Below are 26,460 nucleotides of genomic sequence, written 5' to 3'. Positions count from 1 at the left end.
GATATTATTTTGCAAACCAAGATAAATTTGTATTATAAAATATAAAAAAATAAAGTGGTCAGATTATACGATATGTGTACATAACATATAAACGACTTGATGAAATTAATTTCTTGGCCTAACATATCAACTTCCTGTTAAGTAAGTTTGTTGTATCTAACAAGCTATACATTATAGTTAATAAAATGTATTTTTACGACAATATTACAAACACGGATAATATTAGTGGTTACCATTTTTACTATGATACACTATACTCTTATTTTTGTTCTTTTAGTAGACTTCAAATGAAACGAACCTATCAACCTTCTGTCACACGCCGTAAACGAACACATGGATTTCGCATAAGAATGAAAACACGTTCTGGGCGTGCTATTCTCAATGCTCGTAGAGCTAAAGGTAGAAAACGACTAGCTGTATAAGTAAACTTAATATAATTAATAACATTGTTGAGAGTTGAAAACAAAAGAGCTAGGTTTCCAACCGAAGCTCGTTTACACAGCCCTAGTGAATTTAAAGCTGTTCTTAAAGGGAAAATTTTATCTCGTGGTATTTTTTTCTCTGTTAAGGCAGCTGATTCTATGTGCATTATCAAAAAAGCTCAGTCTAATAGTCGCTTAGGATTAATATTCTCCAAAAAATTTGCTCATAGAGCAGTAGTTAGGAATCTAATCAAAAGAATAATTCGCGAATCATTTCGAAAAAACAGACATATTATGCCTATAAATGATTATGTAGTTCGTTTGCATTCAAAAATTACCACGAAATCACTAATAGAAATTAAAAAGATAGCAGCTGTTGAAATAAATAATCATTTTTATAAAATCTCGAAATGCAAAACTTACTAATTATACTTATTAAACTTTATAAGTATTTAATAAGTCCTTTGATTGGAAACCAATGCAGATTTAATCCATCATGTTCAACATATGCTATAGATGCTATAAATAAACATGGGAATATTAAAGGAGTTTATCTAACTATTCTACGCATCTTAAGATGCAATCCATTCTCCAAGGGTGGAGATGACAAAATACCTTAAAAATATTTATTCAGTTATAACAATTCCTTTTATTAAAAGAAATCACTAAATATGGATATAAGACGAACTCTAATTTGGATTATTTTTTCTTGCTCTATTTTAGTTCTCTGGAACAATTGGCAAAGTGAAAATTATACGAAAACAAATAAAGAAATTTTTCTATCTGAGCAAGATAATAATAATTTACAAAAACATGTTCCCTCACTAAAAGATAGCAAAAAAGAAACAGTTAAATCTTACATTTATCTTGCCAAAAAGCTAATGGATGATACTGTCATTGTTGAAACTAATGTCTTCAAACTTACTTTTAGTAAAACAGGAGCTCAGTTAATAAAAGCAGAATTGCTAAAATATACTGATAAAAATGATAATAAACATACGGTATTATTAGATATAAATGACAATTTTTTATACACAATACAATCAGGCTTATTAGGAGCAGAAAATATACCAAATCATAATAATAAATTTGATTTGGTATCGAAAAAAATATCAGATCAAGATATAGAAATAAGTTTTTTTTGTGAATCTGGAGGAATTGTACTTACAAAAACTTTTATTTTAAATATGAATAGCTATGCAATAAAAGTTAAACATAAGATAACTAATAAAAGTGATGTATCAATAAATCCATATCTGTATTTACAAATATTAAGGGATAATAGCGACCCAACAGATAGTTCAAGTTTTTATAAAACATTCAATGGAATAGCTTTATATTCAGAAAAAGAAAAATTTCAAAAAATATCCTTTAAAGATGTTTCAAATAATAAAGCGAAATATATAAAAAAATCTGAAAATGGCTGGGTAGCTATGGTACAGCATTATTTTGCTACAGCTTGTATCCCTTCAACTGATTCTATTAGAACTAATGAGATTGTCGAATTAGACAGTGATAACAAAATTTTTGCAGTAAGAACCATAGAATCTCTAGGACAAATAGAACCAGGTAACTTTCATGAAAATTCTTCTTTTTTATGGATTGGACCTCAAGATCAGAAAAAAATGTCAGAACTATCTAAAGGATTAGATTTAGTTGTAGATTATGGAATATTTACAATAATAGCTAAACCTTTATTTAATTTAATGAATTTGATCTTCTCATTAACAAAGAATTGGGGTTGGACAATAGTCTTTCTAACTGTATTCATAAAGATAGTTTTTTTCCCTTTGGCATCAAAAAGTTATAGATCAATGGCGAGATTAAAAAAAATATCTCCTCGTATACAATTGATTAAAGAACAATGTGGAAATGACACGAAGAGATTTAACTCATCAATAATAGATTTATACCGTCAGGAAAAAATAAATCCGCTAGGAGGATGCCTGCCAATGGTTATACAAATACCTGTTTTTATATCTTTATATTGGGTTCTTTTATCAAGTGTTGAAATGAGAGGAGCTCCTTGGATATTTTGGATTAAAGACTTATCTGCAACTGATCCATTTATGATTCTTCCGATAATTATGATGCTAACAATGGTTGTTCAGATAAAATTAAACCCTTCTCCACCTGATCCAGTGCAGGCAAAAGTTATGATGATAATGCCTTTGGTCTTTGGAGGAATGATGTTTTTTTTCCCATCTGGATTAGTTTTATATTGGTGTGTTAACAATATTCTTTCAATAATACAACAATGGTTTATAACGAGAGAAACTCATAAACTCTGACATCTAACTTTATAAGATAAAGTGAGAACTGTTTTTATTTTTCTCACTTTATCAATACTATAATTTCAATAAATCCAAATCAAAAATGTTAAAAGACTTACCAATTATAGCTATAGCTACTGCGCATGGACCTGGTGGAATAGGAATAATAAGGATTTCCGGAAAAGAATTATTACCGTTGATGTTAAATCTTTTTAAAAAAGAACTTGAAGAAAGGATAGTACATTATCTGACTCTTAGAGACATTGATCAAGAAATTATCGATAAAGTAATAGTAATTTTTTTCAAATCACCCAGATCATTTACTGGTGAAGATGTACTCGAAATCCAATGTCATGGTGGTATGGTTATTCAACATCAAATTCTTGACACATGTATAATAAAAGGAAAAAATATTGGAGTCAGATTAGCTGATCCAGGAGAGTTCACTAGAAGAGCATTTTTAAATGGGAAGATTGATTTAATACAAGCAGAAGCAATATCTGATTTGATTAACTCCTCTTCTATAGCTGCAGCAAAAAGTGCTATAAAAACCTTATCCGGGTCATTGTCTTCTATAATAAAAGACATATCTAACGAGATTATAGATCTCAGAGTTTTGATAGAGGCAAATTTAGATTTTCCAGAAGAGGATATTAGCAATCTTCAAAAAAAAGATATAAGTATTTCGCTAGAATCAATAAAACTAAAGCTAAATAAATTAATATCTAAAGTAAAAGATAATCTTATACTAAAAAATGGTATAAATGTAGTTTTAGCAGGGCAGCCTAATGCAGGAAAATCAAGTCTATTGAATGCTTTATCTGAAGAAGAAATAGCAATAGTTACTCCATTAGCAGGAACTACTAGAGATAAAGTTTCCAACACTATCTACATAAAAGGAATACTAGTAAATATTACAGATACTGCTGGAATAAGAAATAGCAATGACATAATAGAAAAGAAAGGAATAGAGAAATCTTTGGATGCAATAAATAGTGCTGATATAGTATTGCATGTTATAGATTCAAGTAAAAGAAACGAGACCATGGAATTATATATAAATAAAAAAATTCCAAATAATACAAACATTATAAAGATATATAATAAATCAGACATTTTGGACAAAAAAAATCAAAATTGTTGTGATGGAATTTTAGTATCGTCAAAAAACGGCAATGGGTTAGATTTGATAAAAAAAGAAATATTAAAAAAAATAGAATCCAAGTCGTCAAACGAAGATGCTTTTTCAACTAGAGAAAGACATTACCATGCTATACAAGAATCAATAGAACACATAGAAATAGCAATATCTTACACACAAGAAAATTTTTTATTAGACATTTTAGCTGAAGAATTAAGGTTATCTCATCTGAATTTATGCGATATAACAGGACAATTCACTTCAGAAGACATGTTAGAAAAAATATTTTCTAGCTTCTGTATAGGAAAATAATTATTGTTAATAACATACGGAAAAAATATGAATAACTCAATAAAAAACAGCAAACTATTTTTTTATCCAAAAAGTATCATGAAATAAAACAGGCTTATTACAAAAGTTATCAATACATGCAACATATTGAATATTAATGATAATGAGAGGTTATGCACATAAAAACCTCTCTCTAATTATCATAATCATTTAAATAAACAATTAAATAATAAAAGATAATTAATGAATAATCCTTTTAATTTTGACGTAATAATCGTAGGAGGTGGGCATGCTGGAACAGAAGCTGCTTTATCTTCTGCAAGATCTGGTTCTGTTACTTTACTCATAACAGGAAACTTAGATACATTAGGACAAATGTCTTGTAATCCATCAATAGGAGGAATTGGTAAAGGTCATTTAGTAAAAGAAATAGATGCTCTTGGTGGATCTATGGCTTTATCTGCAGATTATGCCGGAATTCACTTTAAGATATTGAATTTATCAAAAGGTCCTGCTGTTAGATCTACTAGAGCTCAAATAGATAGATTTTTGTATCGTCAAATTGTTAGGAAAAAACTAGAAAATCAAGCGAATCTTTATATTATTCAGGAAACAGTAAATAGTATTTTAATAAAAAATAACAATATTTGTGGCGTTAAAACTAGCCTTGGAATAAGCATAAAAGCCAAATCCGTTGTGTTAACAACAGGTACTTTTCTTAATGGTATTATCCATATGGGAGAAAGTAGTTTTTCTGGAGGCAGATCTGGAGATCAAGCTGTAATATCTCTAGCTGAAAATCTAAAGGATCTTGGACTTCCACAAGGAAGATTAAAAACAGGCACTCCTCCTCGTATAGATGGAAGAACTATTGACTTTAATATGCTTCAGATTCAAGAAGGAGATTATCCTTTACCAATATTCTCGTTTATAGGAGATAGTAGCATGCATCCTAAGCAGCTACCATGTTGGATTACAAGGACAAACTCAATATCTCATGAAATAGTTAGAGATGCATTTTCCAGATCACCTTTATATAATGGATCAATCGAGTCTAGAGGTCCAAGATATTGTCCTTCTATCGAAGATAAAGTTACTAGATTTTCTGATAAAGATTCTCACCAAATTTTTCTAGAACCAGAGGGTTTGCATACTAATGAGTTTTATCCTAATGGCATATCTACAAGTTTACCTTTTGATGTTCAGGTAAATTTAGTTCGTTCTCTTCCTGGTTTGCATAATGCTCATATATTAAGATATGGATACGCAATTGAGTATGATTATTTTGACCCTAAGTTTTTAAAAGCTACACTAGAGACAAAGAATATAGAAGGTTTGTATTTGGCTGGTCAAATCAATGGAACTACTGGTTACGAGGAAGCAGCAGCACAAGGTTTATTAGCAGGATTAAATGCATCAAGAAGATGCTTGGATTTAGAACAATGGTCCCCTCATAGAAGTGACTCATATATAGGTGTAATGATTGACGATTTAATAACAAGAGGCACTACTGAGCCATATAGGATGTTTACATCCCGTGCAGAGTATCGCTTAACTCTAAGAGAGGATAATGCGGATTTAAGGCTTACTGAGCTTGGTAGAAATCTAGGTATTGTAGATGATAATAGATGGAATCTTTTTAATAAAAAACGTGATTCGATAAATCAAGAATTACAAAGATTAAAAAATACATCATTAAATTTTAATTCCTTAATTAAACATTACGACTATAATACATTAGGAAAAAATCTTGATAAGGATTTATGTATTTTCGATATATTGAAAAGACCAGGAATCAAATACAAAGATCTGATGTCTATTAAGGATTCAGGTTGTTATTTAGTAGGACCTGGCGTTTCTTACGATGATATTTTGTCAGATCAAATTGATATTCATATAAAATATTCTGGGTACATTTCTAAACAATTAGATGAAATAAAGAAAATGTCTGATAATGATTCCTATAAGATACCTAATAATATCGATTATCTTTCTATGGGTAATTTATCAATCGAGGTTAGGCAAAAGCTGAACGAATACAAACCTGAAACAATAGGTCAAGCTAGTAGAATTCCTGGCGTTACTCCAGCATCGGTATCTGTTCTGTTTGTTTATGTTAAAAAACTGAAGAGCTCAAATAATGGATCTATATAAAAATAAAGTCTTAGATGAATTTTTATCTGATGCTTGTTCTATTCTTAATATTAAAATATCTACTGATCAGAAAATATTATTGAGTAATTATTTATCAATGATTCAAAAATGGAACAGATACTCAAACATAACATCTATGAATGATTATGAATATATGCTAATACATCATATTATAGATAGTCTGTCTGTTCTGCCTTTTTTAGATTTTTTCTATAAAAAAAAAATAACAATTTGTGATGTTGGTTCTGGAGCTGGTCTTCCTGGAATTGTTTTGGCTATAATGCGACCAGATTGGAGTGTTATTTGTGTAGATTCTGTTTTTAAAAAAACATCTTTCATGAGGCATGTTGCGAGCACTAATTTATTATCAAATATTTTAATTTATCACTCTAGGATAGAAAATCTTAAGTCTCTAGAATGTGATATTGCAATATCAAGAGCTTTTTCTTCTTTGTCCAAGTTCACTGAGACTTCAGGTTTTCATGTTAAAGAAGATGGTATGTTATGTTCAATGAAAGGAATAGTTCCAAAAAAGGAAATTGATGATTTTTCATCTATGAAAGATTGGTGTATTAGTAGAATGGAGAAACTTATTATTCCTGGAATTTGTTCTCAACGTTGTTTAGTCATAATAAGAAGATTAAATAATAAGAAAATTTAGTTATTTAATTTAAAGATTATTAATCTCAGTCGTATTCTGTGAGTTGATTATAAATATAATGTTGTATAATTGCTTATCTATTTATTGTGATTTCATATTAATTTGTTATTTTTGTCACTATAGTTTGACTTTTAGAAAGAAATTCTTCACAATTTCAGATACTGTATAGGAGGGGTGCCCGAGTGGTTAAAGGGGGCAGACTGTAAATCTGTTGGCCTTGCGCCTACGTTGGTTCGAATCCAACCTCCTCCACCATGTTTATGTCGATATGGTTACCTATGAATCTTTAAATCTATATTTTTAGATTATTGTTGGTGAATGCGCGTATCTGTGCGGGTGTAGCTCAATGGTAGAGCAGAAGCCTTCCAAGCTTACGATGAGGGTTCGATTCCCTTCACCCGCTCCATAATGCCCATGTGGCTCAGTGGTAGAGCACTCCCTTGGTAAGGGAGAGGTCACGCGTTCGATCCGCGTCATGGGCACCAATATAATTTTTGGTACTACTTAACTTCACTTTTATTTTGGGGTTGTATATGGCGAAAAGCAAGTTTGAACGTAGCAAGCCGCATGTAAATGTAGGTACGATTGGTCACGTTGATCATGGTAAAACAACTTTAACAGCTGCTATTACTACGGTTTTGGCTACTAAATTTGGTGGAGAAGCACGAGCTTATGCTCAGATTGATGCGGCTCCAGAAGAAAAGGCTAGGGGTATTACTATAAATACCGCTCATGTCGAATATGAAACATCAGCACGTCATTATGCTCACGTTGATTGTCCTGGGCATGCTGATTATGTCAAGAATATGATAACTGGTGCTGCACAGATGGATGGTGCTATATTAGTTGTTTCTGCTGCTGATGGTCCAATGCCTCAAACCAGAGAGCATATATTATTATCTCGTCAGGTCGGTGTACCTTATATTGTTGTTTTTCTTAATAAAGCAGATATGGTCGATGATGAGGAGCTCTTAGAACTTGTTGAAATGGAAGTTCGAGAGTTATTATCGAAATATGATTTTCCTGGTGATGATACTCCTATCATAAAAGGTTCTGCAAAGTTAGCTTTAGAAGGCGATAAGGGCGAGCTTGGAGAGCAGGCAATTTTAGCTCTAGCAGATGCTTTAGATACTTACATCCCAACTCCAGAACGAGCTATAGATGGAGCGTTTTTATTACCTGTAGAAGATGTATTTTCAATTTCTGGACGTGGAACTGTTGTTACTGGTCGCATAGAGCGTGGAGTAGTAAAAGTAGGCGAAGAAATAGAGATAATAGGTATCAAGCCTACAGTAAAAACTATATGTACTGGTGTTGAAATGTTTCGTAAAATGCTTGATCAAGGTCAAGCAGGCGATAATGTAGGTATCTTGCTTAGAGGAACTAAGAGAGAGGATGTAGAAAGAGGTCAAGTACTAGCCAAGCCAGGATCTATTACTCCACATACGGAATTTACTGCTGAAGTATATGTTTTATCTAAAGAAGAAGGTGGCAGACATACTCCGTTTTTCAAGGGATATCGTCCTCAATTTTACTTTAGAACTACAGATGTAACAGGAACTATAGAATTACCAGAAGATAAAGAAATGGTATTACCTGGTGATAATGTTGCTATGAAAGTAAAATTATTATCACCTATAGCAATGGAAGAAGGATTACGTTTTGCCATACGTGAAGGTGGTAGGACTGTTGGCGCTGGTGTAGTATCTAAGATTATTGCTTGAAAATATAAATAACTCAGGCTCTTTCTAAAATGTTAGAGCTGAATTTTTAGTTGTATAAATTATTTATCTATTTGGATATAGGGGTATAGCTCAATTGGCAGAGCGTCGGTCTCCAAAACCGAAGGTTGTAGGTTCAATTCCTACTGCCCCTGCCATTATATAATATCCTTTTGAAGTTTTAAAATGTCTATATCGAATGTGGATAACTGTTTTAGTTATTTTGATAAAGTTAAATTTTTTTTAGCTTTATTTTTATTTTTTTTGGGATTAGTTTCGCTTTTTTGGTTTTCAGAAAGATCTATAACTTTTAGAATAATTGGTTTCTCTATTATTTCTTGTTTGTCTTTTGTATTGTTTATTTTTAATGAGATAAGCAGAAGTTTTTTTTCGTTTGGTAAAGAATCTTTTTCTGAGTTAAAGAGAGTTAGCTGGCCAGATCGTAAATCAGCTGTAAGAATGACAGGTACTGTATGTGTTTTTGCAGTTTTAATAAGTGTTTTTATTTGCTTGATTGATAAAATTATAGATTTTTTTCTTTATGGTGTTTTGTTAGGCTGGAGATAAGAGCATTTAATGGATAATAAGCGTTGGTATGTTGTTCATGTTTCTTCTGGTATGGAGAAAAATGTTTTAAAAACGATAAATGATAGAATTGATCAATCTGGATTGAGTTCATTTTTTGGTAAAATTTTGATCCCATCAGAGGAAGTTATTGACATAAAAAATGGGCAAAAATCTATTAGTGAACGTCGTATTTTTCCAGGATATGTTCTTATAGAAATGGAATTGACTGATGAAACATGGCATTTAATAAAAAGCACCAATAGGGTAACTGGTTTTCTAGGTAGTTCTGGAAATAAGCCTACACCTCTTTATAAAGGTGAAGTAGAAAAAATATTATCTCAGATTGAAGAAGGATTTGAAAAACCTCGTCCTAAAATCTTGTTTGAGGTAGGTGAAACTGTTAGAGTAAAAGACGGTCCTTTCGCAGATTTCAATGGCAATGTTGAAGAAATCAATTACGAAAAAAATAAAATTAGAGTTTCTGTTACTATATTTGGCAGGTCAACGCCGATAGAGTTGGATTTTGGACAAGTCGAAAAAACTTAATTTATTGATTTTGTTTTTTGGGGAGCTTTTCGAGCGTTATTACCCTTTGGGAGAATTTTGTGGCAAAGAAAATTGTTGGTTTTGTTAAACTTCAAGTGCCTGCTGGGAAGGCTAATCCTTCACCACCGATAGGTCCTGCTTTGGGTCAGCGTGGTTTGAATATAATGGAGTTTTGTAAGTCTTTTAATGCGAAGACTCAAGGTTTAGAGCCAGGATTACCAATTCCAGTTGTTATCACAGCTTTTGCTGATAAAAGTTTTACGTTTATATTAAAAACCCCACCAGCTTCTATTTTGATCAAAAAAGCTGCTGGAGTACAAAAAGGATCAGCTAAGCCTCACGTCGATAAAGTTGGTATTTTGACTCGTGCTCAGGCTGAAGAGATTGCAAAGATGAAAGAGCCTGATTTGACTGCTTCAAATATAGATGCAGCTGTACGTACTATTGCTGGTAGTGCACGTAGTATGGGTATTAAAGTTGAAGGAGTTTAATAATGGCATCTTATAAACGTGCTAAAATAATCAATAGTAAGTTAGATCGTTCTAAATACTATCCTATAGAAGATGCTGTTTCTTTAATAAAAGAAACAGCTAATGCTAAATTTGATGAATCTGTAGATGTTGCCATAAAACTTGGCATCGATCCTAAAAAGTCTGATCAATTAGTGCGTGGATCTGTAGTATTGCCTGAAGGTACTGGCAAGATTGTTCGTGTTGCGGTATTTGCTCAAGGAGAGAAAGCTGACTCTGCTAGACAAGCTGGTGCTGATGTGGTTGGTTTAGATGATCTTGCTGATTCAATTAAGGCTGGCCAAATGAATTTTGATGTTGTTATTGCATCACCAGACACTATGAGAATTGTTGGTACCCTAGGCCAAATCCTAGGGCCTAGAGGATTAATGCCTAATCCAAAAGTTGGTACTGTAACTGCTGATGTAGCTGAAGCTGTTAGAAAGGTTAAAGCAGGTCAAGTGCAATTTCGCACAGACAAGTCTGGTATAATACATTCTGTCATAGGTCGCGCTTCTTTTTCTGTTCAACAATTATATTCAAATCTGGTTGCACTAATGAGTTCGTTGCAGAAAAATAGGCCTGTTACAGCAAAAGGCATTTATTTGCGCAAATTATCCATTTCTTCGACTATGGGAATAGGAGTTAAAGTGGACATTGCTTCGGTAAATTATGATTTATTTAAATAAAGTGCTTTGGGCGCTATGTTTTGTATTTACAAGACATTTCTGTCAAAGATCGTTGGAGCAGAAATTTGCTTAATATTGTTTTAATTCCAACGTAGACGGCGTTCTGAGAGATTCTTGTTTTTTGATGAACTCAGTTAGACGCCGATTCCGGGTGACGTGAAAGATTATTTCATTTTTCTTAAACGTTTTTTTTATGGAGTATCCGTGAGTCTTAATCGTCAAGAAAAAGCGATAGTTATTGAAGAGATAACCGCAAAAATAGGTGATGCACAGTCAATAGTTGTTGCTGAATATCGTGGTCTTGATGTCGCTTCTGTTTATTTGTTGCGTAAATCTGCTCGTGATGCTGGTGTATATTTAAAAGTTTTAAAAAATTCACTTGCTCGTAGAGTTATTGCAGATTCAAGATTTAAGTCTTTATCAGATAAACTGGTAGGTCCATTAATTTACTGTATTAGTTATGATCCTGTAGCTGCTGCTAAGGTTTTGGCTAGCTTTGCAAAAAATAATGACAAATTGGTCATTAAAGCTGGTGCTTTATCTAGCTGTTTATTGGATTATGATGACATAATGGAATTAGCTATTATTCCTTCACGTGAAGATTTAATAGCTAGATTAATGGCAACAATGCAAGCACCAGTTGCTAAACTTGTGCGTACTGTTAATGAGGTTCCTACATCTTTTGTCAGAGTGCTGTCGGCTATTCATGACCAAAAGAATTTATCTTCTTAATATTTTTGCTTATTCATTAGCAAGACAATTTTGTCTAGCTTATAATTTTGGAGTTCTTTAAATGTCTTTAAATAAAAATGAAATTCTAGAAGCTGTCGCTAATATGACAGTATTAGATCTTTCTGAGCTTATTAAAGCTATGGAAGAAAAATTTGGTGTTTCTGCTGCAGCAGCTGTTGCAGTTGCCGCACCAGCTGGTGGTAATGCTGCTGCAGTTGAAGAGCAAACAGAATTTAATGTAATGCTTTTAGAAGCAGGAGCTAACAAGGTTAGTGTTATTAAAGCTGTTCGTGAATTAACAGGTTTAGGGTTAAAAGAGGCTAAAGATTTAGTTGATGGTGCACCTAAAGCAGTTAAGGAAGGTGTTTCTAAGTCTGATGCTGAAAGTATCAAGAAAAAACTTGATGATGCCGGCGCAAAATCTGAAATAAAGTAATTAGCTATAACGCTACCCGGAGTTGGTATGTAACTATCTCCGGGTTTTTGCGTTTCCAGGAGATTTTTGTTTCTAAGAGTTTCCTGGAAACGTGTTAACCTAGAACCGTGGTGGACGGTTCATGCAACTTCGAGTCGGAGTGTTCATGCCTTATTCGTATACCGAAAAAAAGCGTATTCGTAAAAGTTTTGCTAAGCGTGAAGATGTACAAAAAATCCCATGCCTTCTTGCTACTCAATTGAAATCTTATCAATCATTTTTGCAGGCTGGTGTTAATCCATCTATGCGTTCTGTTGATGGGTTACAAGCAGCTTTTTTGTCAATTTTCCCAATAATCAGCCATAATGGATCAGCTTTCCTAGAGTTTGTTAGTTATTCTCTAAGTGATCCTATGTTTGATGTAAAAGAGTGTCAGCAGCGTGGTTTATCTTATGCTTCTCCTTTAAGGGCGAAATTACGTTTAGTTCTAATAGATAAAGATTCAAATAAATCTAATGTAAAGGAAGTGAAGGAACAGGAAGTTTATATGGGAGAAATCCCTCTTATGACATCTGCAGGTTCTTTCATTATTAACGGCACTGAGCGGGTTGTGGTTTCTCAATTACATAGATCCCCCGGAGTATTTTTTGAACATGACAAAGGTAAAACTCACAGCTCAGGAAAATTATTATTTTCAGCTAGAATTATACCCTATCGTGGTTCATGGTTAGATTTTGAGTTTGATCCTAAAGATATATTATTTTTTAGAATAGACCGTAGAAGGAAGATGCCTGTAACAATTTTACTTAAGGCAATTGGTTTCCTAGATGAATTTATACTTTCTTATTTCTTTGATTTTGATACTTTTGAGTTAAAAAGCAGTGGTGCTATCTTAGAATTTGTCCCTGAAAGATGGAAGGGTGAAGTTGCTAGCTTTGATATTGTTGATAAAGAAGGTAATATTATATTAGAAAAGGATAAAAGAATTAGTTCCAGAGGTATAAAACTAATTTCTCAATCTAATATAAATACAATTACCGTATCGGATGATTTTTTGCTTGGCAGAATTATTGCAGAGAATATTATTGATTCTGAGACTGGCGAGATTTTGATTCGTGCTAATGAGGAGATATCAGAACAAACTTTAGAGACTTTAAGGAATTCTTGTATCGAAAATATTAAGACCTTGTATATAAATGATTTAGATAGAGGTGCTTATATTTCTCAGACTCTTAGAATAGACGAAACTGTTGATCAGATGTCTGCTAGAATAGCCATATATCGTATGATGAGACCAGGTGAGCCTCCCACGGAAGAAGCTGTTGAGTCTTTATTCGATCGGTTATTTTTCAGTGATAATACATATGATTTATCTCGTGTCGGAAGAATGAAGATAAATAGTAGGCTTGGCCGTGAAGATTCAATTGATAAAACTATCTTAACTGGTGAAGATATTCTTGACATTATAAAGTTATTGGTCAATTTGCGCAATGGAAACGGAAACATAGATGATATAGATCATCTTGGAAATCGTAGAGTTAGATGTGTAGGAGAGCTAACCGAAAATCAATTTAGATCTGGTTTGGTAAGAGTTGAGAGAGCGGTTAAGGAAAGACTAGGCCAAGCAGAGGTTGATAATTTAATGCCTCACGATTTGATAAATTCTAAACCAATTTCTGCTGCTATAAAAGAATTCTTTGGTTCAAGTCAGTTATCTCAATTTATGGATCAAACGAATCCTTTATCTGAGGTTACACACAAGCGTCGTGTTTCTGCTCTAGGCCCTGGTGGCTTAACAAGAGATAGAGCTGGATTTGAGGTGCGTGATGTCCATCCAACACATTACGGCAGAGTTTGCCCAATAGAAACTCCTGAAGGTCCTAATATTGGTCTTATAAACTCAATGTCTTTATATGCCCGTTTAAATGAATATGGTTTTTTGGAAACTCCATACAGAAAAGTTGTTAGTGGCAAGGTTAGTGATCAAATTGATTATCTATCAGCTATAGAAGAGAGTAATTATGTTATTGCTCAAGCGAATGCTGAATTAGATGATAATGGTGTTTTTATAGATGAACTCGTTGCCTGTAGAGAGTCTGGAGAAACTTTGTTAACAGCTCCAAGCAACGTTCATTATATGGATGTTGCTCCTTCTCAAATAGTATCTGTTGCTGCTTCCTTAATTCCTTTCTTAGAACATGATGATGCTAATAGGGCCCTCATGGGTGCAAATATGCAGAGGCAAGCTGTTCCTTGTTTATCTCCAGAAAAACCTATTGTTGGTACTGGCCTTGAACGTATAGTCGCTGTTGATTCCGGAACGATTGTTCAAGCTTTAAGAGGTGGTGTAGTTGATTATGTTGATGCCGAGCGTATAGTTATCAGAGTTAATGATGCAGAAAATATAGCTGGAGAGGTAGGCGTTGACATATATAATCTAATTAAATATACAAGATCAAATCAAAATACAAATATAAACCAACGTCCTATAGTAAAACTCGGTGATAATGTTGCAAAAGGCGATGTTCTAGCTGACGGTGCCTCAACAGATCTAGGTGAACTAGCTTTAGGTCAGAATATGCTGATTGCATTCATGCCATGGAATGGTTATAACTTTGAAGATTCTATACTTATTTCTGAAAAAGTTGTTTCTGATGATAGATATACCTCAGTTCATATAGAAGAATTAACTATTGTTGCTAGAGACACTAAGCTTGGTCCAGAAGATATTACTAGAGATATCAGCAATCTTTCTGAAGTTCAATTAAATAGATTAGATGATTCCGGTATTATCTGTATAGGAGCTGAAGTAGGTCCTGATGACGTTTTAGTTGGTAAGGTGACTCCAAAGGGAGAAACTCAATTAACACCAGAAGAAAAATTACTTAGAGCTATCTTTGGGGAAAAAGCATCTGATGTAAAAGACACTTCTTTGAGAGTTCCATCTGGTATGAGCGGTACTGTAATAGATGTTAGAGTTTTTACCAGAGAGGGTGTTATAAGAGATAATCGTGCTCAATCTATTATTGATGATGATCTTAAAAAATATCGTCAAGATCTAAATGATCGTTTACGCATAGTTGAGAAAGATCTATTCGATAGGGTTGAAAAAATATTATTGAATCGTGTGGCTAATGGTGGACCTTTAAAATTATCAAAAGGATCATTGATTACTAAAGATTATCTTCATTCTCTCGATCATTGGCACTGGTTTGATATTCGTCTTGAATCAGAAGAGTTTGCTAGTATCTTAGAGCAAGCAAAATACTCTCTTGAACAGGAAAGGAAACAGTTCGATTCTTTGTTTGAGGACAAAAGAAAAAAATTAACACAAGGAGATGAGCTACCTCCTGGTGTACTTAAGATGGTAAAGGTATATCTAGCAGTGAAACGCAGATTGCAACCTGGTGATAAAATGGCTGGTAGACATGGTAATAAAGGTGTTGTTTCTAGAATCGTTCCTGTTGAGGATATGCCTTACATGGCAGATGGAACACCAGTTGACATTGTTTTAAATCCTTTAGGTGTCCCGTCTAGGATGAATGTAGGACAAGTTTTAGAGGTTCATTTAGGATGGGCTGCTAAAGGAATAGGATCTCGTATTAGTGATGTCATAAATCTTGAATCAAAACAGCAAGTTTCAAAAATTAGAGATTATTTGTGCAAGATTTATAAATCTAATACTGTTTCTATAGACAGCTTGACAGACAATGAAGTATTGGAACTAGCTAATAACTTAAGGTCAGGTTTACCTGTTGCTACTCCTGTTTTTGATGGTGTAGATGAAAAAGAAATTCAAGAGCTACTAAATATAGCTTATCCAGATAACATTGCTGACAAGATGCAATTGACTAAGTCTAGAGCACAGTCTTGGTTGTTTGACGGTAGAACTGGAGAGAAATTTGAACGACCTGTTACTGTTGGATATATGTATTATTTAAAATTACATCATTTAGTTGATGATAAGATGCATGCAAGATCAATAGGTCCTTATTCTTTAGTCACCCAACAGCCTTTAGGTGGTAAAGCACAATTTGGCGGTCAGCGTTTCGGTGAAATGGAGGTTTGGGCTTTGGAAGCTTACGGTGCTGCTTATACATTACAGGAAATGTTGACAGTAAAATCTGATGATATTTCAGGAAGAACTAAGGTTTACGAAAGTATAGTGAAAGGAGATCATTTAATCGAGGCAGGAATGCCTGAATCCTTTAATGTTCTTGTTAAAGAAATTCGTTCTTTAGGTTTGGATATAGATTTGGAGCGTAACTAATGAAGGCTCTTATTGATCTTTTTAAACAGGTTTCTCCGGATGAGCAGTTTGATTCTATAAAAGTCAGTCTTGCTTCGCCAGAGAAGATTCGTTCCTGGTCATATGGAGAAGTTCGTAAGCCAGAAACTATAAATTATCGTACTTTTAAGCCAGAAAGAGATGGTTTATTTTGCTCAAAGATATTTGGGCCTATAAAAGATTATGAATGTTTATGCGGTAAATATAAGCGCCTAAAGCATAGAGGTGTTATTTGCGAGAAATGTGGAGTTGAGGTAACTGCATCGAAAGTTCGTAGGGAAAGAATGGGGCACATAGAGCTAGCTAGCCCAGTTGCACATATTTGGTTCCTAAAAAGTTTGCCGTCCAGATTAGGTATAGTACTGGACATGACACTACGTGATATAGAAAGGGTTCTATATTTTGAAGCTTGGTGTGTTATTGATGCAGGCATGACATCTCTAAAACGTTGTCAGATTATGACTGACGACGATTTTTTAGCAAAAACAGAAGAATATGGTGATGAATTTAAGGCTTTAATGGGGGCTGAAGCTGTACGCGAATTGTTGCGTACTATGGATATCAACCGAGAAATTGAAGTTCTTAGAAGTGAGATTAAAAACACTAATTCTGAGGCTAAAGTAAAGAAAATATCCAAAAGATTAAAAGTAATGGAAGGATTCCATAGGTCTGGTATAAAAGCAGAATGGATGATCATGGAGGTCTTGCCTGTATTACCACCTGATTTAAGGCCCCTTGTTCCGCTAGATGGTGGACGTTTCGCTACTTCTGATTTAAATGATTTATATCGTCGTGTTATAAATCGCAATAATCGTTTGAAAAGATTGATAGAGCTCAAGGCTCCTGAAATTATTCTTAGAAATGAAAAAAGAATGCTTCAAGAAGCAGTTGATTCTTTACTTGACAATGGTCGCAGAGGTAAAGCAATGACTGGTGTTAATAAGCGCCAGTTAAAATCCTTAGCAGATATGATTAAAGGTAAGGGTGGTAGGTTCCGCCAAAATCTATTAGGCAAGAGAGTAGATTACTCGGGTCGTTCTGTCATAGTAGTTGGTCCTCAGCTTAAATTGCATCAATGTGGTATACCTAAGCTAATGGCTTTGGAATTATTTAAACCTTTTATATTCAATAAACTTGAGATAATGGGACTTTCTAACACTATCAAGGCTTCTAAAAAGATGGTTGATAGTCAAGATCCAGTAGTATGGGATATCCTAGAAGAGGTAATTAGAGAGCACCCAGTTATGTTAAATAGAGCTCCAACTCTACATAGATTAGGGATTCAGGCTTTTGAGCCAGTTCTTATAGAAGGAAAGGCTATACAGTTGCACCCATTAGTATGTGCAGCTTTTAATGCTGATTTTGACGGGGATCAAATGGCTGTGCATGTGCCTTTATCTTTGGAAGCGCAATTAGAAGCTCGTACTCTTATGTTATCTTCTAATAATATATTGTTTCCTGCCAACGGTGAGCCATCTATAGTACCTTCTCAGGATATAGTGTTAGGTTTATATTATGCCACTCGTGAACGTATAAATGGTTTAGGTGAGCATATGTGTTTTTCTGATGTTTCAGAAGTTCAGAGAGCTTATCATAATAATGAAGTTGAGTTACAGAGTCTTGTTTCAGTTAGAATCACGGAATATGAGCATGGCAATGAAGATAATTTTTTTCCAGTTGTTCGTCGCTATGAAACTACTGTTGGTAGAGCACTGCTTTCAGAAACATTGCCCAAGGGTTTATCATTTTCTGTTTTAAACAAAACGTTGAAAAAGAAAGAAATTTCCCGTTTAATAAATTATTCTTTTAGGCGTTGTGGATTAAGAGCTACTGTGATTTTCGCTGACAAGCTTATGCAAGCTGGATTTTCCTTGGCTACTAGAGCTGGTATATCCATTGCTATGGAAGATATGTTAATTCCAAAAGCAAAGGTAAATATTCTTTCGGAAGCAAATCAGGAAGTGAAAGAGATAGATAAGCAGTATTCATCAGGGCTAGTAACTTCTCAAGAAAGGTATAATAATGTTGTGGATATATGGGGTAAAGCTAGTGATAGAGTAGGCAAGGCTATGATGGAATATATAGCTACTGAAACAGTAATAGATAGAAATGGAAACATTACCACTCAGGAATCTTTTAATTCTATTTATATGATGGCTGATTCTGGTGCTAGAGGATCTGCAGCGCAGATACGTCAGTTGGCTGGTATGAGAGGATTAATGGCGAAACCTGATGGATCTATAATTGAAACACCAATTAGTGCTAATTTTCGGGAAGGATTAAACGTTTTACAGTACTTTATTTCAACACATGGTGCTCGTAAAGGTTTGGCTGATACTGCTTTAAAAACAGCAAATTCTGGATATTTGACTCGTCGTTTAGTAGATGTTACTCAGGATTTAGTAATTACTGAATATGATTGTGGAACTTCTCACGGTTATAACATGAAGGCTCTTATTGAGGGTGGTGAGGTAATAGAGTCATTGCATGATAGAATACTAGGACGTGTTACTGCATCAGATATTGTTAATCCTGATACTAGAGATATTGTTATTCCTGTTGGTACTCTGTTAGATGAGAGTTTAGTAGAAAAAATAGATTCTCTAGGTATAGATGAAGTACGAATAAGAACTCCTTTGACATGTGAAACAAGGCGTGGTCTATGTGCTTCTTGTTATGGTAGAGATTTAGGTAGAGGTACTCCTGTTGATATAGGAGAAGCGGTTGGTGTTATAGCAGCTCAATCTATTGGAGAACCAGGAACTCAGCTGACCATGAGAACTTTTCATATTGGTGGTGCAGCCTCTCGCTCAGCTTTAGCTAGTTTTGTAGAAACAAAATCAAATGGTATTGTAGGTTTTATGGGTACCATGAGATATGTTACTAACCCTAAAGGTGAGCGCATTGCAATTTCTCGTTCAGGAGAATTGGCAGTTTTTGATGAAAACTCTCGAGAACGTGAAAGACATAAAATACCTTATGGAGCTATTTTATTAGTTGGAGATGGGGAAAATATTAAAGCTGGAATGAGACTATCATCATGGGATCCTTTGACCAGACCTATAGTATCTGAATATTCAGGAGTAGTTAAATTTGAGAATATAGAAGAAGGCGTTACTGTTGCTAAGCAAGTTGATGATTTAACAGGACTATCTACTTTAGTTGTAATAACACCTAAAACTCGTGGAAATAAGATTATGATGCGTCCGCAGATTAAACTTATTAATGAGTCTGGAGATGAAGTTAAAATAGCAGGTACGGATCATGCTGTAAATATAGCTTTTCCTATTGGTGCCCTTATTACTGTTCGTGATGGACAATCTGTATCGATAGGAGAAATATTAGCAAGAATACCTCAAGAATCACAGAAGATACGTGATATAACTGGTGGTTTGCCACGTGTTGCTGAATTATTTGAAGCTAGATCTCCAAAAGATTCAGGTATGCTTGCTGAGGTAACAGGAACAGTGTCGTTTGGAAAAGAAACAAAAGGTAAGCAAAGGCTTATTATTACTGATCTAGACGGTGTTTCTCATGAATTCTTAATTTCTAAAGAAAAACAAATATTGGTGCATGATGGTCAAGTAGTAAACAAAGGTGAAGTTATAGTAGATGGTCCTGCAGATCCACATGATATACTAAGATTACAAGGTGTAGAGAGTCTTGTTTCTTATATAGTAAATGAAGTTCAAGATGTTTATCGTTTACAAGGTGTAAAAATAAATGATAAACACATAGAAGTAATTGTTCGTCAGATGTTACGTAGAGTCTTAATCTCTAACCCAGGTGATACTAAATTTATTCCTGGAGAGCAGGTAGAGAGGTCAGAGCTATTAAATGAGAATGATCGCGTTACTTCTAAAGGAGAAATGCATGCAACGTATGATAATATTTTATTGGGAATTACAAAGGCTTCTCTGTCTACGGATTCTTTTATATCAGCAGCATCGTTTCAAGAGACTACACGTGTATTAACAGAAGCTGCAATTATGGGTAAGCGTGATGATTTAAGGGGTCTTAAAGAAAATGTTATTGTGGGCCGCTTGATTCCAGCTGGTACTGGTTTATCGTGTCATAATGCACGTAAGGCTAAGAACAGCCATTCTGACGAGTTGGATAAATCTCCATCTAGAGATTCTATCGATCCTTTTGAGAATGCTATTTTTTAATGATTTTTATGTCTGATTGTATACTGTATGTTTTCTACTTTGACAATCAGACATAACGAAGGTATCATCCTCATTTATATTTTGTTTTTATGATTGTGGTTAATTTGTCGATGCTATTGCTGTATTAGCATTGTTTTTTATTTTTATTATTTGCAGGTTTACTATATCAATATACCAGGTATTAATTGGGTTATTTTTGTTTTAGTTACCTGTGTTACTATTTTTGTCTGTAGAAGCATAAATAATTGTTAAACAGAAATGTAATATAAAGGGATTTTATAGTATATGCCTACTATCAGCCAGCTTGTGCGTAAACCGCGCGAGGTCAGCGTTATCAAGAATAAAAGTCCGGCCTTGGAAAATTGTCCTCAACGTAGAGGAGTATGCACTCGTGTTTACACGACGACTCCTAAGAAACCTAACTCAGCAATGCGTAAAGTTGCTAAAGTTCGCCTAACCAATGGTTATGAAGTTATTTCGTATATTGGTGGTGAAGGACATAATTTGCAGGAACATTCGGTGGTTTTAGTCCGTGGTGGTCGTGTAAAGGATCTTCCGGGTGTTAGGTACCATATTGTTCGAGGCTCACTTGATTTGCAAGGTGTTAAGAATCGTAAACAAGCTCGTTCCAAATATGGAGCAAAACGTTCTAAAAAATCGTAATGTTATAATGAAAATTATACATAGTGTATCCACTTTTTGTTAAGTGGTATGTAAGTGGCTGTTTTTTTAAGCAGCTTTGACTTTAATAGTTCAACTGAATTACACAAGGAAGTTAGTAAATGTCACGTCGTAGAGAAATTCCCAAAAGAGAAATTTTACCAGATCCTAAATTTGGCAGCATAGAACTAGCTAAATTTATTAACATCGTTATGTTAAGTGGTAAAAAAGCTGTTGCTGAACGTATTGTTTACGGTGCATTAGATCATATTAGCAATAAAACAGGGAAAACTCCTTTAGAAATATTTAGTCTTGCTATTAATAATGTAAAACCTATCGTAGAAGTAAAAAGTCGTCGTGTTGGTGGTGCGAATTATCAAGTTCCTATTGAAGTTAGGCCTGTTCGTAGATTAGCTTTATCTATGCGTTGGGTTCGTGAAGCAGCCAAAAAACGTGGTGAAAAATCTATGGATCTTCGTTTAGCAGGAGAATTAATGGACGCTTCTGAATCTAGGGGATCTGCCATGAAGAAAAGAGAAGATACTCATAAAATGGCAGAAGCTAATAAAGCATTTAGCCATTTCCGTTGGTAGTTAGGAGTAATATAACAATGTCTCGTAAAACTCCGGTAGAATACTACCGCAATATAGGTATTTCTGCTCATATAGATGCAGGTAAAACTACTACCACAGAGAGAATCTTATTTTATACTGGTGTTAACCATAAGATTGGTGAAGTCCATGATGGTGCTGCTACTATGGATTGGATGGAGCAAGAACAAGAGCGTGGTATAACTATTACTTCTGCTGCGACTACCGCTTTCTGGAAAGGGATGGCTAACAATTATCCAGAGCATAGAATAAATATAATTGATACTCCAGGTCATGTGGATTTTACTATAGAAGTAGAACGTTCAATGAGGGTATTGGATGGTGCTTGTATGGTTTACTGTGCTGTTGGTGGAGTTCAGCCTCAATCAGAAACTGTATGGCGTCAGGCAAATAAATATAAAGTTCCACGACTTGCATTTGTTAATAAAATGGATAGGACCGGCGCTAATTTCTTTAAAGTTTATGATCAGCTTAAATTACGTTTGAGAGCTAATCCTGTTCCTATAGTTATACCTATTGGATCTGAAGATAAATTTATGGGTGTAGTCGATCTTGTAAAAATGAAAGCCATCATATGGGATGAGCAAAGTCAGGGTACAAAATTTAATTATCAAGAAATATCTTCAGAATTAAAAGATCAAGCGGAAAAATGGAGAGAAAATCTATTAGAAGTTGCTGCTGAATTTTCAGAAGAATTTATGAACAAGTATCTGGAAACTGGTAATTTGGATGAATCAGATATTAATTCAGCTATAAGGGCTAGGACTATTGCTTGCGAAATTCAACCTATGCTTTGTGGATCAGCTTTTAAAAATAAAGGCGTACAAAGAATGTTGGATGCTGTTATTGATTATCTTCCTTCTCCTGTAGATATACCACCTGTTTCTGGTATGGATGATGATGGTAACGAGGTTCTTCGTAAAGCTGATGATAAAGAAAAATTATCCGCATTAGCTTTTAAATTAATGAGCGATCCCTTTGTTGGTCAGTTAACATTTATTAGAGTCTACTCAGGGATTTTAAAATCTGGTGATACCATTTTTAATCCGATAAAAGGAAAGAAAGAGCGTATTGGCAGATTACTACAGATGCATGCTAACAATAGAGAAGAAATTAAAGAAGTTTTATCTGGTGATATTGCAGCAGTTGTTGGTCTTAAAGAGGTTACAACAGGCGAAACTCTTTGTGATATGGATTCACATATTACATTAGAAAAAATGATATTTCCTGAGCCAGTAATATCACAAGCAGTAGAGCCGAAGTCTAAGAGCGATCAAGAAAGAATGGGTATGGCTTTATCACGCTTAGCTCAAGAAGATCCTTCTTTCAGAGTTCGCAGTGATGAAGAATCTGGTCAAACTATAATATCTGGAATGGGAGAGTTGCATTTAGAAATTCTAGTAGATCGAATGAAGAGAGAGTTTAATGTAGAGGCTAATGTCGGTAGACCGCAAGTTGCTTATAGAGAGACTATTCGAAAAATTTGCGAGGAAGCCGAAGGTAAATTCATTAAACAGTCTGGTGGTAGAGGTCAATATGGTCACGTAGTATTAAAAGTCGAACCATTATTACCAGGAGAAGGATATCAGTTTGTTGATGCTATCAAGGGTGGTGTTGTTCCAAGAGAATATATCCCTGCTGTTGATAAAGGTATTCAAGAAACTCTGCCGTCTGGTGTATTGGCTGGTTATCCTATAGTAGATGTTAAAGTAACATTATTTTTTGGATCTTACCACGATGTTGATTCTAATGAGAATGCATTCAAGATGGCTGGCTCCATGGCATTTAAAGAAGGCTTGAGGAGAGCTAGTCCAGTATTGCTGGAACCTATGATGGCTGTAGAAGTTGAGACTCCAGAAGATTATGCTGGTACTGTTATGGGTGATTTATCTTCCCGTAGAGGAATAGTTCAAGGTATGGATGACATCATGGGTGGTGGCAAAATAATAAAAGCGGAAGTTCCTTTGGCCGAAATGTTTGGTTATGCTACAAGTCTTCGTTCCTTAACTCAAGGGCGAGCTACATATACAATGGAGTTTAAGCATTATTCAGAAGCACCAAAGAACGTAGCGGATGATGTTATTGCAGCAAGATCAAAGTAAAATATATTGATGATATCATTCTTGTGTCTATTTTTAGAATGATGTTTATTTGAATTCAAGAAAGTTTAAGGAAGGGACATATGGCGAAAAGCAAGTTTGAACGTAGCAAGCCGCATGTAAATGTAGGTACGATTGGTCACGTTGATCATGGTAAAACAACTTTAACAGCTGCTATTACTACGGTTTTGGCTACTAAATTTGGTGGAGAAGCACGAGCTTATGCTCAGATTGATGCGGCTCCAGAAGAAAAGGCTAGGGGTATTACTATAAATACCGCTCATGTCGAATATGAAACATCAGCACGTCATTATGCTCACGTTGATTGTCCTGGGCATGCTGATTATGTCAAGAATATGATAACTGGTGCTGCACAGATGGATGGTGCTATATTAGTTGTTTCTGCTGCTGATGGTCCAATGCCTCAAACCAGAGAGCATATATTATTATCTCGTCAGGTCGGTGTACCTTATATTGTTGTTTTTCTTAATAAAGCAGATATGGTCGATGATGAGGAGCTCTTAGAACTTGTTGAAATGGAAGTTCGAGAGTTATTATCGAAATATGATTTTCCTGGTGATGATACTCCTATCATAAAAGGTTCTGCAAAGTTAGCTTTAGAAGGCGATAAGGGCGAGCTTGGAGAGCAGGCAATTTTAGCTCTAGCAGATGCTTTAGATACTTACATCCCAACTCCAGAACGAGCTATAGATGGAGCGTTTTTATTACCTGTAGAAGATGTATTTTCAATTTCTGGACGTGGAACTGTTGTTACTGGTCGCATAGAGCGTGGAGTAGTAAAAGTAGGCGAAGAAATAGAGATAATAGGTATCAAGCCTACAGTAAAAACTATATGTACTGGTGTTGAAATGTTTCGTAAAATGCTTGATCAAGGTCAAGCAGGCGATAATGTAGGTATCTTGCTTAGAGGAACTAAGAGAGAGGATGTAGAAAGAGGTCAAGTACTAGCCAAGCCAGGATCTATTACTCCACATACGGAATTTACTGCTGAAGTATATGTTTTATCTAAAGAAGAAGGTGGCAGACATACTCCGTTTTTCAAGGGATATCGTCCTCAATTTTACTTTAGAACTACAGATGTAACAGGAACTATAGAATTACCAGAAGATAAAGAAATGGTATTACCTGGTGATAATGTTGCTATGAAAGTAAAATTATTATCACCTATAGCAATGGAAGAAGGATTACGTTTTGCCATACGTGAAGGTGGTAGGACTGTTGGCGCTGGTGTAGTATCTAAGATTATTGCTTGAAAATATAAATAACGAAGGCTTTTAGCCTTCGTTTTTCGTTCTTTAGGAAGATTTATGAAAAACCAAAAGATTCGTATTCGCTTGAAAGCTTTTGACTACAAGTTAATCGATCAATCTGCTGCAGAAATAGTTGATACAGCAAAACGCACTGGTGCTATTGTTAGAGGACCAGTTCCTTTGCCAACCAGAATTCGTCGTTACGATTTATTGCGATCTCCACATGTTAACAAAACTTCTCGTGATCAATTCGAGGTTCGTACTCACCAACGTTTGATGGATATAGTTGAACCTACAGATAAGACTGTAGATGCATTAATGAGATTAGATTTGCCGGCTGGGGTAGATGTAGAGATTGCTTTGCAATAATTTTTCATGATATCTTATCATGTTGTGTTTTCTTATGCATGTATGTAATTGCTTATATATAATTTAACATGATAGAATCATATGCTTAAACAAATATAGATTGTTCATTATCTATGTTTGTTTTTGTTTATGTTTTTTTATTAAAACGTAGTACATCGGCCAATCGTAGCCGAAATGGAGATAATAATGTTGAATTCGACGTCTACGTCCTATAGATTAGGAATGTTAGGTCGCAAGGTTGGCATGACAAGAATTTTTACGGATGAAGGTGAATCTATCCCCGTAACAGTTCTTGATGTGTCAAATAATCGTATTGCACAAATAAAGTCAGTAGAAAAAGATGGTTACGCTGCTGTGCAGTTGGCATATGGTGTTGGAAAACCATCACGTATCAACAAACCATTGGCAGGTCATTACTCAAATGCTGGTATTGAATCAGGTAGATTGTTAAAAGAATTTCGTCTGAATCCCGTTGATTCTTTAGATTTTACTGTTGGCTCTGTTTTAGACATAAACTCAATTTTTGAGGTTGGGCAAGAAGTTGATGTTTCCGGGACAACTATAGGCAAGGGTTTTGCTGGAGCAATAAAACGCCATAATTTTAGTTCGCAAAGAGCGTCTCATGGTAATTCTCGTTCGCATAGAGCTCCTGGTTCTATAGGTCAGGCTCAAGATCCAGGTAGAGTATTTCCTGGAAAGAAAATGCCTGGACATTTAGGCTCTGTCTCTTGCACTATTCAAAATTTAGAAATAATTAGAATAGATTCAGCTAGAAACCTAATAATAGTTAGAGGAGCTGTTCCTGGTTATTCTGATTCTGAAATAGTTGTTCTTCCAGCTATAAAAAAAATCTTAAAGAAGAGGGGCTAGAA

General features: G+C 34.7%; 22 protein-coding genes and 4 tRNA genes. All 26 read left to right on the top strand.

The window, feature by feature from the left end; translation table 11 throughout:
* Positions 1 to 287 precede the first annotated feature (287 nt).
* On the top strand, positions 288 to 422 hold the full coding sequence (gene rpmH / locus CONE_RS03820; protein WP_015390127.1) for a 50S ribosomal protein L34: 135 nt from the start codon (positions 288 to 290) through the stop codon (positions 420 to 422).
* 27 nt (positions 423 to 449) lie between these two features.
* A complete protein-coding gene (rnpA, locus tag CONE_RS03750) occupies positions 450 to 848 on the top strand; it encodes a ribonuclease P protein component (protein ID WP_015397403.1) in 399 nt (132 codons plus the stop codon).
* A complete protein-coding gene (yidD, locus tag CONE_RS03745; RefSeq protein WP_015397402.1) occupies positions 833 to 1,042 on the top strand; it encodes a membrane protein insertion efficiency factor YidD in 210 nt (69 codons plus the stop codon). The genes rnpA and yidD overlap by 16 nt, the downstream gene beginning before the upstream one ends.
* 51 nt (positions 1,043 to 1,093) lie before the next feature.
* Entirely contained in the window at positions 1,094 to 2,713 is a 1,620-nt protein-coding gene (gene yidC / locus CONE_RS03740) for a membrane protein insertase YidC (protein ID WP_015397401.1), read from the top strand.
* A gap of 85 nt (positions 2,714 to 2,798) precedes the next feature.
* Entirely contained in the window at positions 2,799 to 4,148 is a 1,350-nt protein-coding gene (gene mnmE / locus CONE_RS03735) for a tRNA uridine-5-carboxymethylaminomethyl(34) synthesis GTPase MnmE (protein WP_015397400.1), read from the top strand.
* A gap of 222 nt (positions 4,149 to 4,370) precedes the next feature.
* Positions 4,371 to 6,281: a tRNA uridine-5-carboxymethylaminomethyl(34) synthesis enzyme MnmG gene (gene mnmG / locus CONE_RS03730; protein ID WP_015397399.1), complete on the top strand. Its 1,911-nt coding sequence runs from the start codon at positions 4,371 to 4,373 to the stop codon at positions 6,279 to 6,281.
* Positions 6,268 to 6,942: a 16S rRNA (guanine(527)-N(7))-methyltransferase RsmG gene (gene rsmG, locus CONE_RS03725; RefSeq protein WP_015397398.1), complete on the top strand. Its 675-nt coding sequence runs from the start codon at positions 6,268 to 6,270 to the stop codon at positions 6,940 to 6,942. Before mnmG ends, rsmG begins: the two co-directional genes overlap by 14 nt.
* 168 nt (positions 6,943 to 7,110) lie before the next feature.
* Positions 7,111 to 7,197, top strand: a tRNA-Tyr gene (locus CONE_RS03720).
* Between the two features lie 77 nt (positions 7,198 to 7,274).
* A tRNA-Gly gene (locus CONE_RS03715) sits at positions 7,275 to 7,348 on the top strand.
* A gap of 4 nt (positions 7,349 to 7,352) precedes the next feature.
* Positions 7,353 to 7,427 (top strand) — tRNA-Thr (locus CONE_RS03710).
* Positions 7,428 to 7,475: 48 nt separating this feature from the next.
* On the top strand, positions 7,476 to 8,666 hold the full coding sequence (gene tuf, locus CONE_RS03705) for an elongation factor Tu (RefSeq protein WP_015397386.1): 1,191 nt from the start codon (positions 7,476 to 7,478) through the stop codon (positions 8,664 to 8,666).
* A 79-nt stretch (positions 8,667 to 8,745) separates the two neighbouring features.
* Positions 8,746 to 8,821, top strand: a tRNA-Trp gene (locus CONE_RS03700).
* Between the two features lie 28 nt (positions 8,822 to 8,849).
* Positions 8,850 to 9,230 (top strand): preprotein translocase subunit SecE, encoded by a 381-nt coding sequence (gene secE / locus CONE_RS03695; protein ID WP_015397397.1) that lies wholly within the window; start codon positions 8,850 to 8,852, stop codon positions 9,228 to 9,230.
* A 9-nt stretch (positions 9,231 to 9,239) separates the two neighbouring features.
* The gene (gene nusG, locus CONE_RS03690) at positions 9,240 to 9,776 is read left to right on the top strand and encodes a transcription termination/antitermination protein NusG (protein WP_015397396.1); all 537 of its coding nucleotides are present in this window, start codon (positions 9,240 to 9,242) and stop codon (positions 9,774 to 9,776) included.
* A 59-nt stretch (positions 9,777 to 9,835) separates the two neighbouring features.
* Complete coding sequence (gene rplK, locus CONE_RS03685; protein ID WP_015397395.1) at positions 9,836 to 10,267, top strand: 50S ribosomal protein L11; 432 nt, start codon at positions 9,836 to 9,838, stop codon at positions 10,265 to 10,267.
* Positions 10,268 to 10,269: 2 nt separating this feature from the next.
* Positions 10,270 to 10,974 carry a 50S ribosomal protein L1 gene (gene rplA, locus CONE_RS03680; RefSeq protein WP_015397394.1) on the top strand — a complete coding sequence of 235 codons (705 nt, stop codon included), beginning with the start codon at positions 10,270 to 10,272 and terminating at the stop codon, positions 10,972 to 10,974.
* Between the two features lie 204 nt (positions 10,975 to 11,178).
* A complete protein-coding gene (gene rplJ / locus CONE_RS03675; RefSeq protein ID WP_015397393.1) occupies positions 11,179 to 11,706 on the top strand; it encodes a 50S ribosomal protein L10 in 528 nt (175 codons plus the stop codon).
* Positions 11,707 to 11,767: 61 nt separating this feature from the next.
* The gene (rplL, locus tag CONE_RS03670) at positions 11,768 to 12,142 is read left to right on the top strand and encodes a 50S ribosomal protein L7/L12 (RefSeq protein ID WP_015397392.1); all 375 of its coding nucleotides are present in this window, start codon (positions 11,768 to 11,770) and stop codon (positions 12,140 to 12,142) included.
* A gap of 145 nt (positions 12,143 to 12,287) precedes the next feature.
* Positions 12,288 to 16,391 carry a DNA-directed RNA polymerase subunit beta gene (gene rpoB / locus CONE_RS03665; RefSeq protein WP_041862218.1) on the top strand — a complete coding sequence of 1,368 codons (4,104 nt, stop codon included), beginning with the start codon at positions 12,288 to 12,290 and terminating at the stop codon, positions 16,389 to 16,391.
* On the top strand, positions 16,391 to 20,578 hold the full coding sequence (gene rpoC / locus CONE_RS03660; protein ID WP_015397390.1) for a DNA-directed RNA polymerase subunit beta': 4,188 nt from the start codon (positions 16,391 to 16,393) through the stop codon (positions 20,576 to 20,578). Before rpoB ends, rpoC begins: the two co-directional genes overlap by 1 nt.
* Before the next feature lie 285 nt (positions 20,579 to 20,863).
* A complete protein-coding gene (gene rpsL, locus CONE_RS03655; RefSeq protein WP_015397389.1) occupies positions 20,864 to 21,241 on the top strand; it encodes a 30S ribosomal protein S12 in 378 nt (125 codons plus the stop codon).
* A gap of 119 nt (positions 21,242 to 21,360) precedes the next feature.
* A complete protein-coding gene (rpsG, locus tag CONE_RS03650) occupies positions 21,361 to 21,831 on the top strand; it encodes a 30S ribosomal protein S7 (protein WP_015397388.1) in 471 nt (156 codons plus the stop codon).
* Between the two features lie 17 nt (positions 21,832 to 21,848).
* On the top strand, positions 21,849 to 23,951 hold the full coding sequence (fusA, locus tag CONE_RS03645) for an elongation factor G (RefSeq protein ID WP_015397387.1): 2,103 nt from the start codon (positions 21,849 to 21,851) through the stop codon (positions 23,949 to 23,951).
* Positions 23,952 to 24,031: 80 nt separating this feature from the next.
* Entirely contained in the window at positions 24,032 to 25,222 is a 1,191-nt protein-coding gene (gene tuf / locus CONE_RS03640; protein ID WP_015397386.1) for an elongation factor Tu, read from the top strand.
* 54 nt (positions 25,223 to 25,276) lie between these two features.
* Positions 25,277 to 25,588 (top strand): 30S ribosomal protein S10, encoded by a 312-nt coding sequence (rpsJ, locus tag CONE_RS03635; protein WP_015389917.1) that lies wholly within the window; start codon positions 25,277 to 25,279, stop codon positions 25,586 to 25,588.
* 174 nt (positions 25,589 to 25,762) lie between these two features.
* Positions 25,763 to 26,458: a 50S ribosomal protein L3 gene (gene rplC, locus CONE_RS03630; RefSeq protein ID WP_015397385.1), complete on the top strand. Its 696-nt coding sequence runs from the start codon at positions 25,763 to 25,765 to the stop codon at positions 26,456 to 26,458.
* The last annotated feature ends 2 nt before the right edge of the window (positions 26,459 to 26,460 follow it).

It is taken from the genome of Candidatus Kinetoplastibacterium oncopeltii TCC290E, assembly GCF_000340865.1.
Classification (GTDB): domain Bacteria; phylum Pseudomonadota; class Gammaproteobacteria; order Burkholderiales; family Burkholderiaceae_B; genus Kinetoplastidibacterium; species Kinetoplastidibacterium stringomonadis.
The sequence above is the reverse complement of the archived record's forward strand: the minus strand, read 5'-3'. Positions and strand labels throughout refer to the sequence as shown.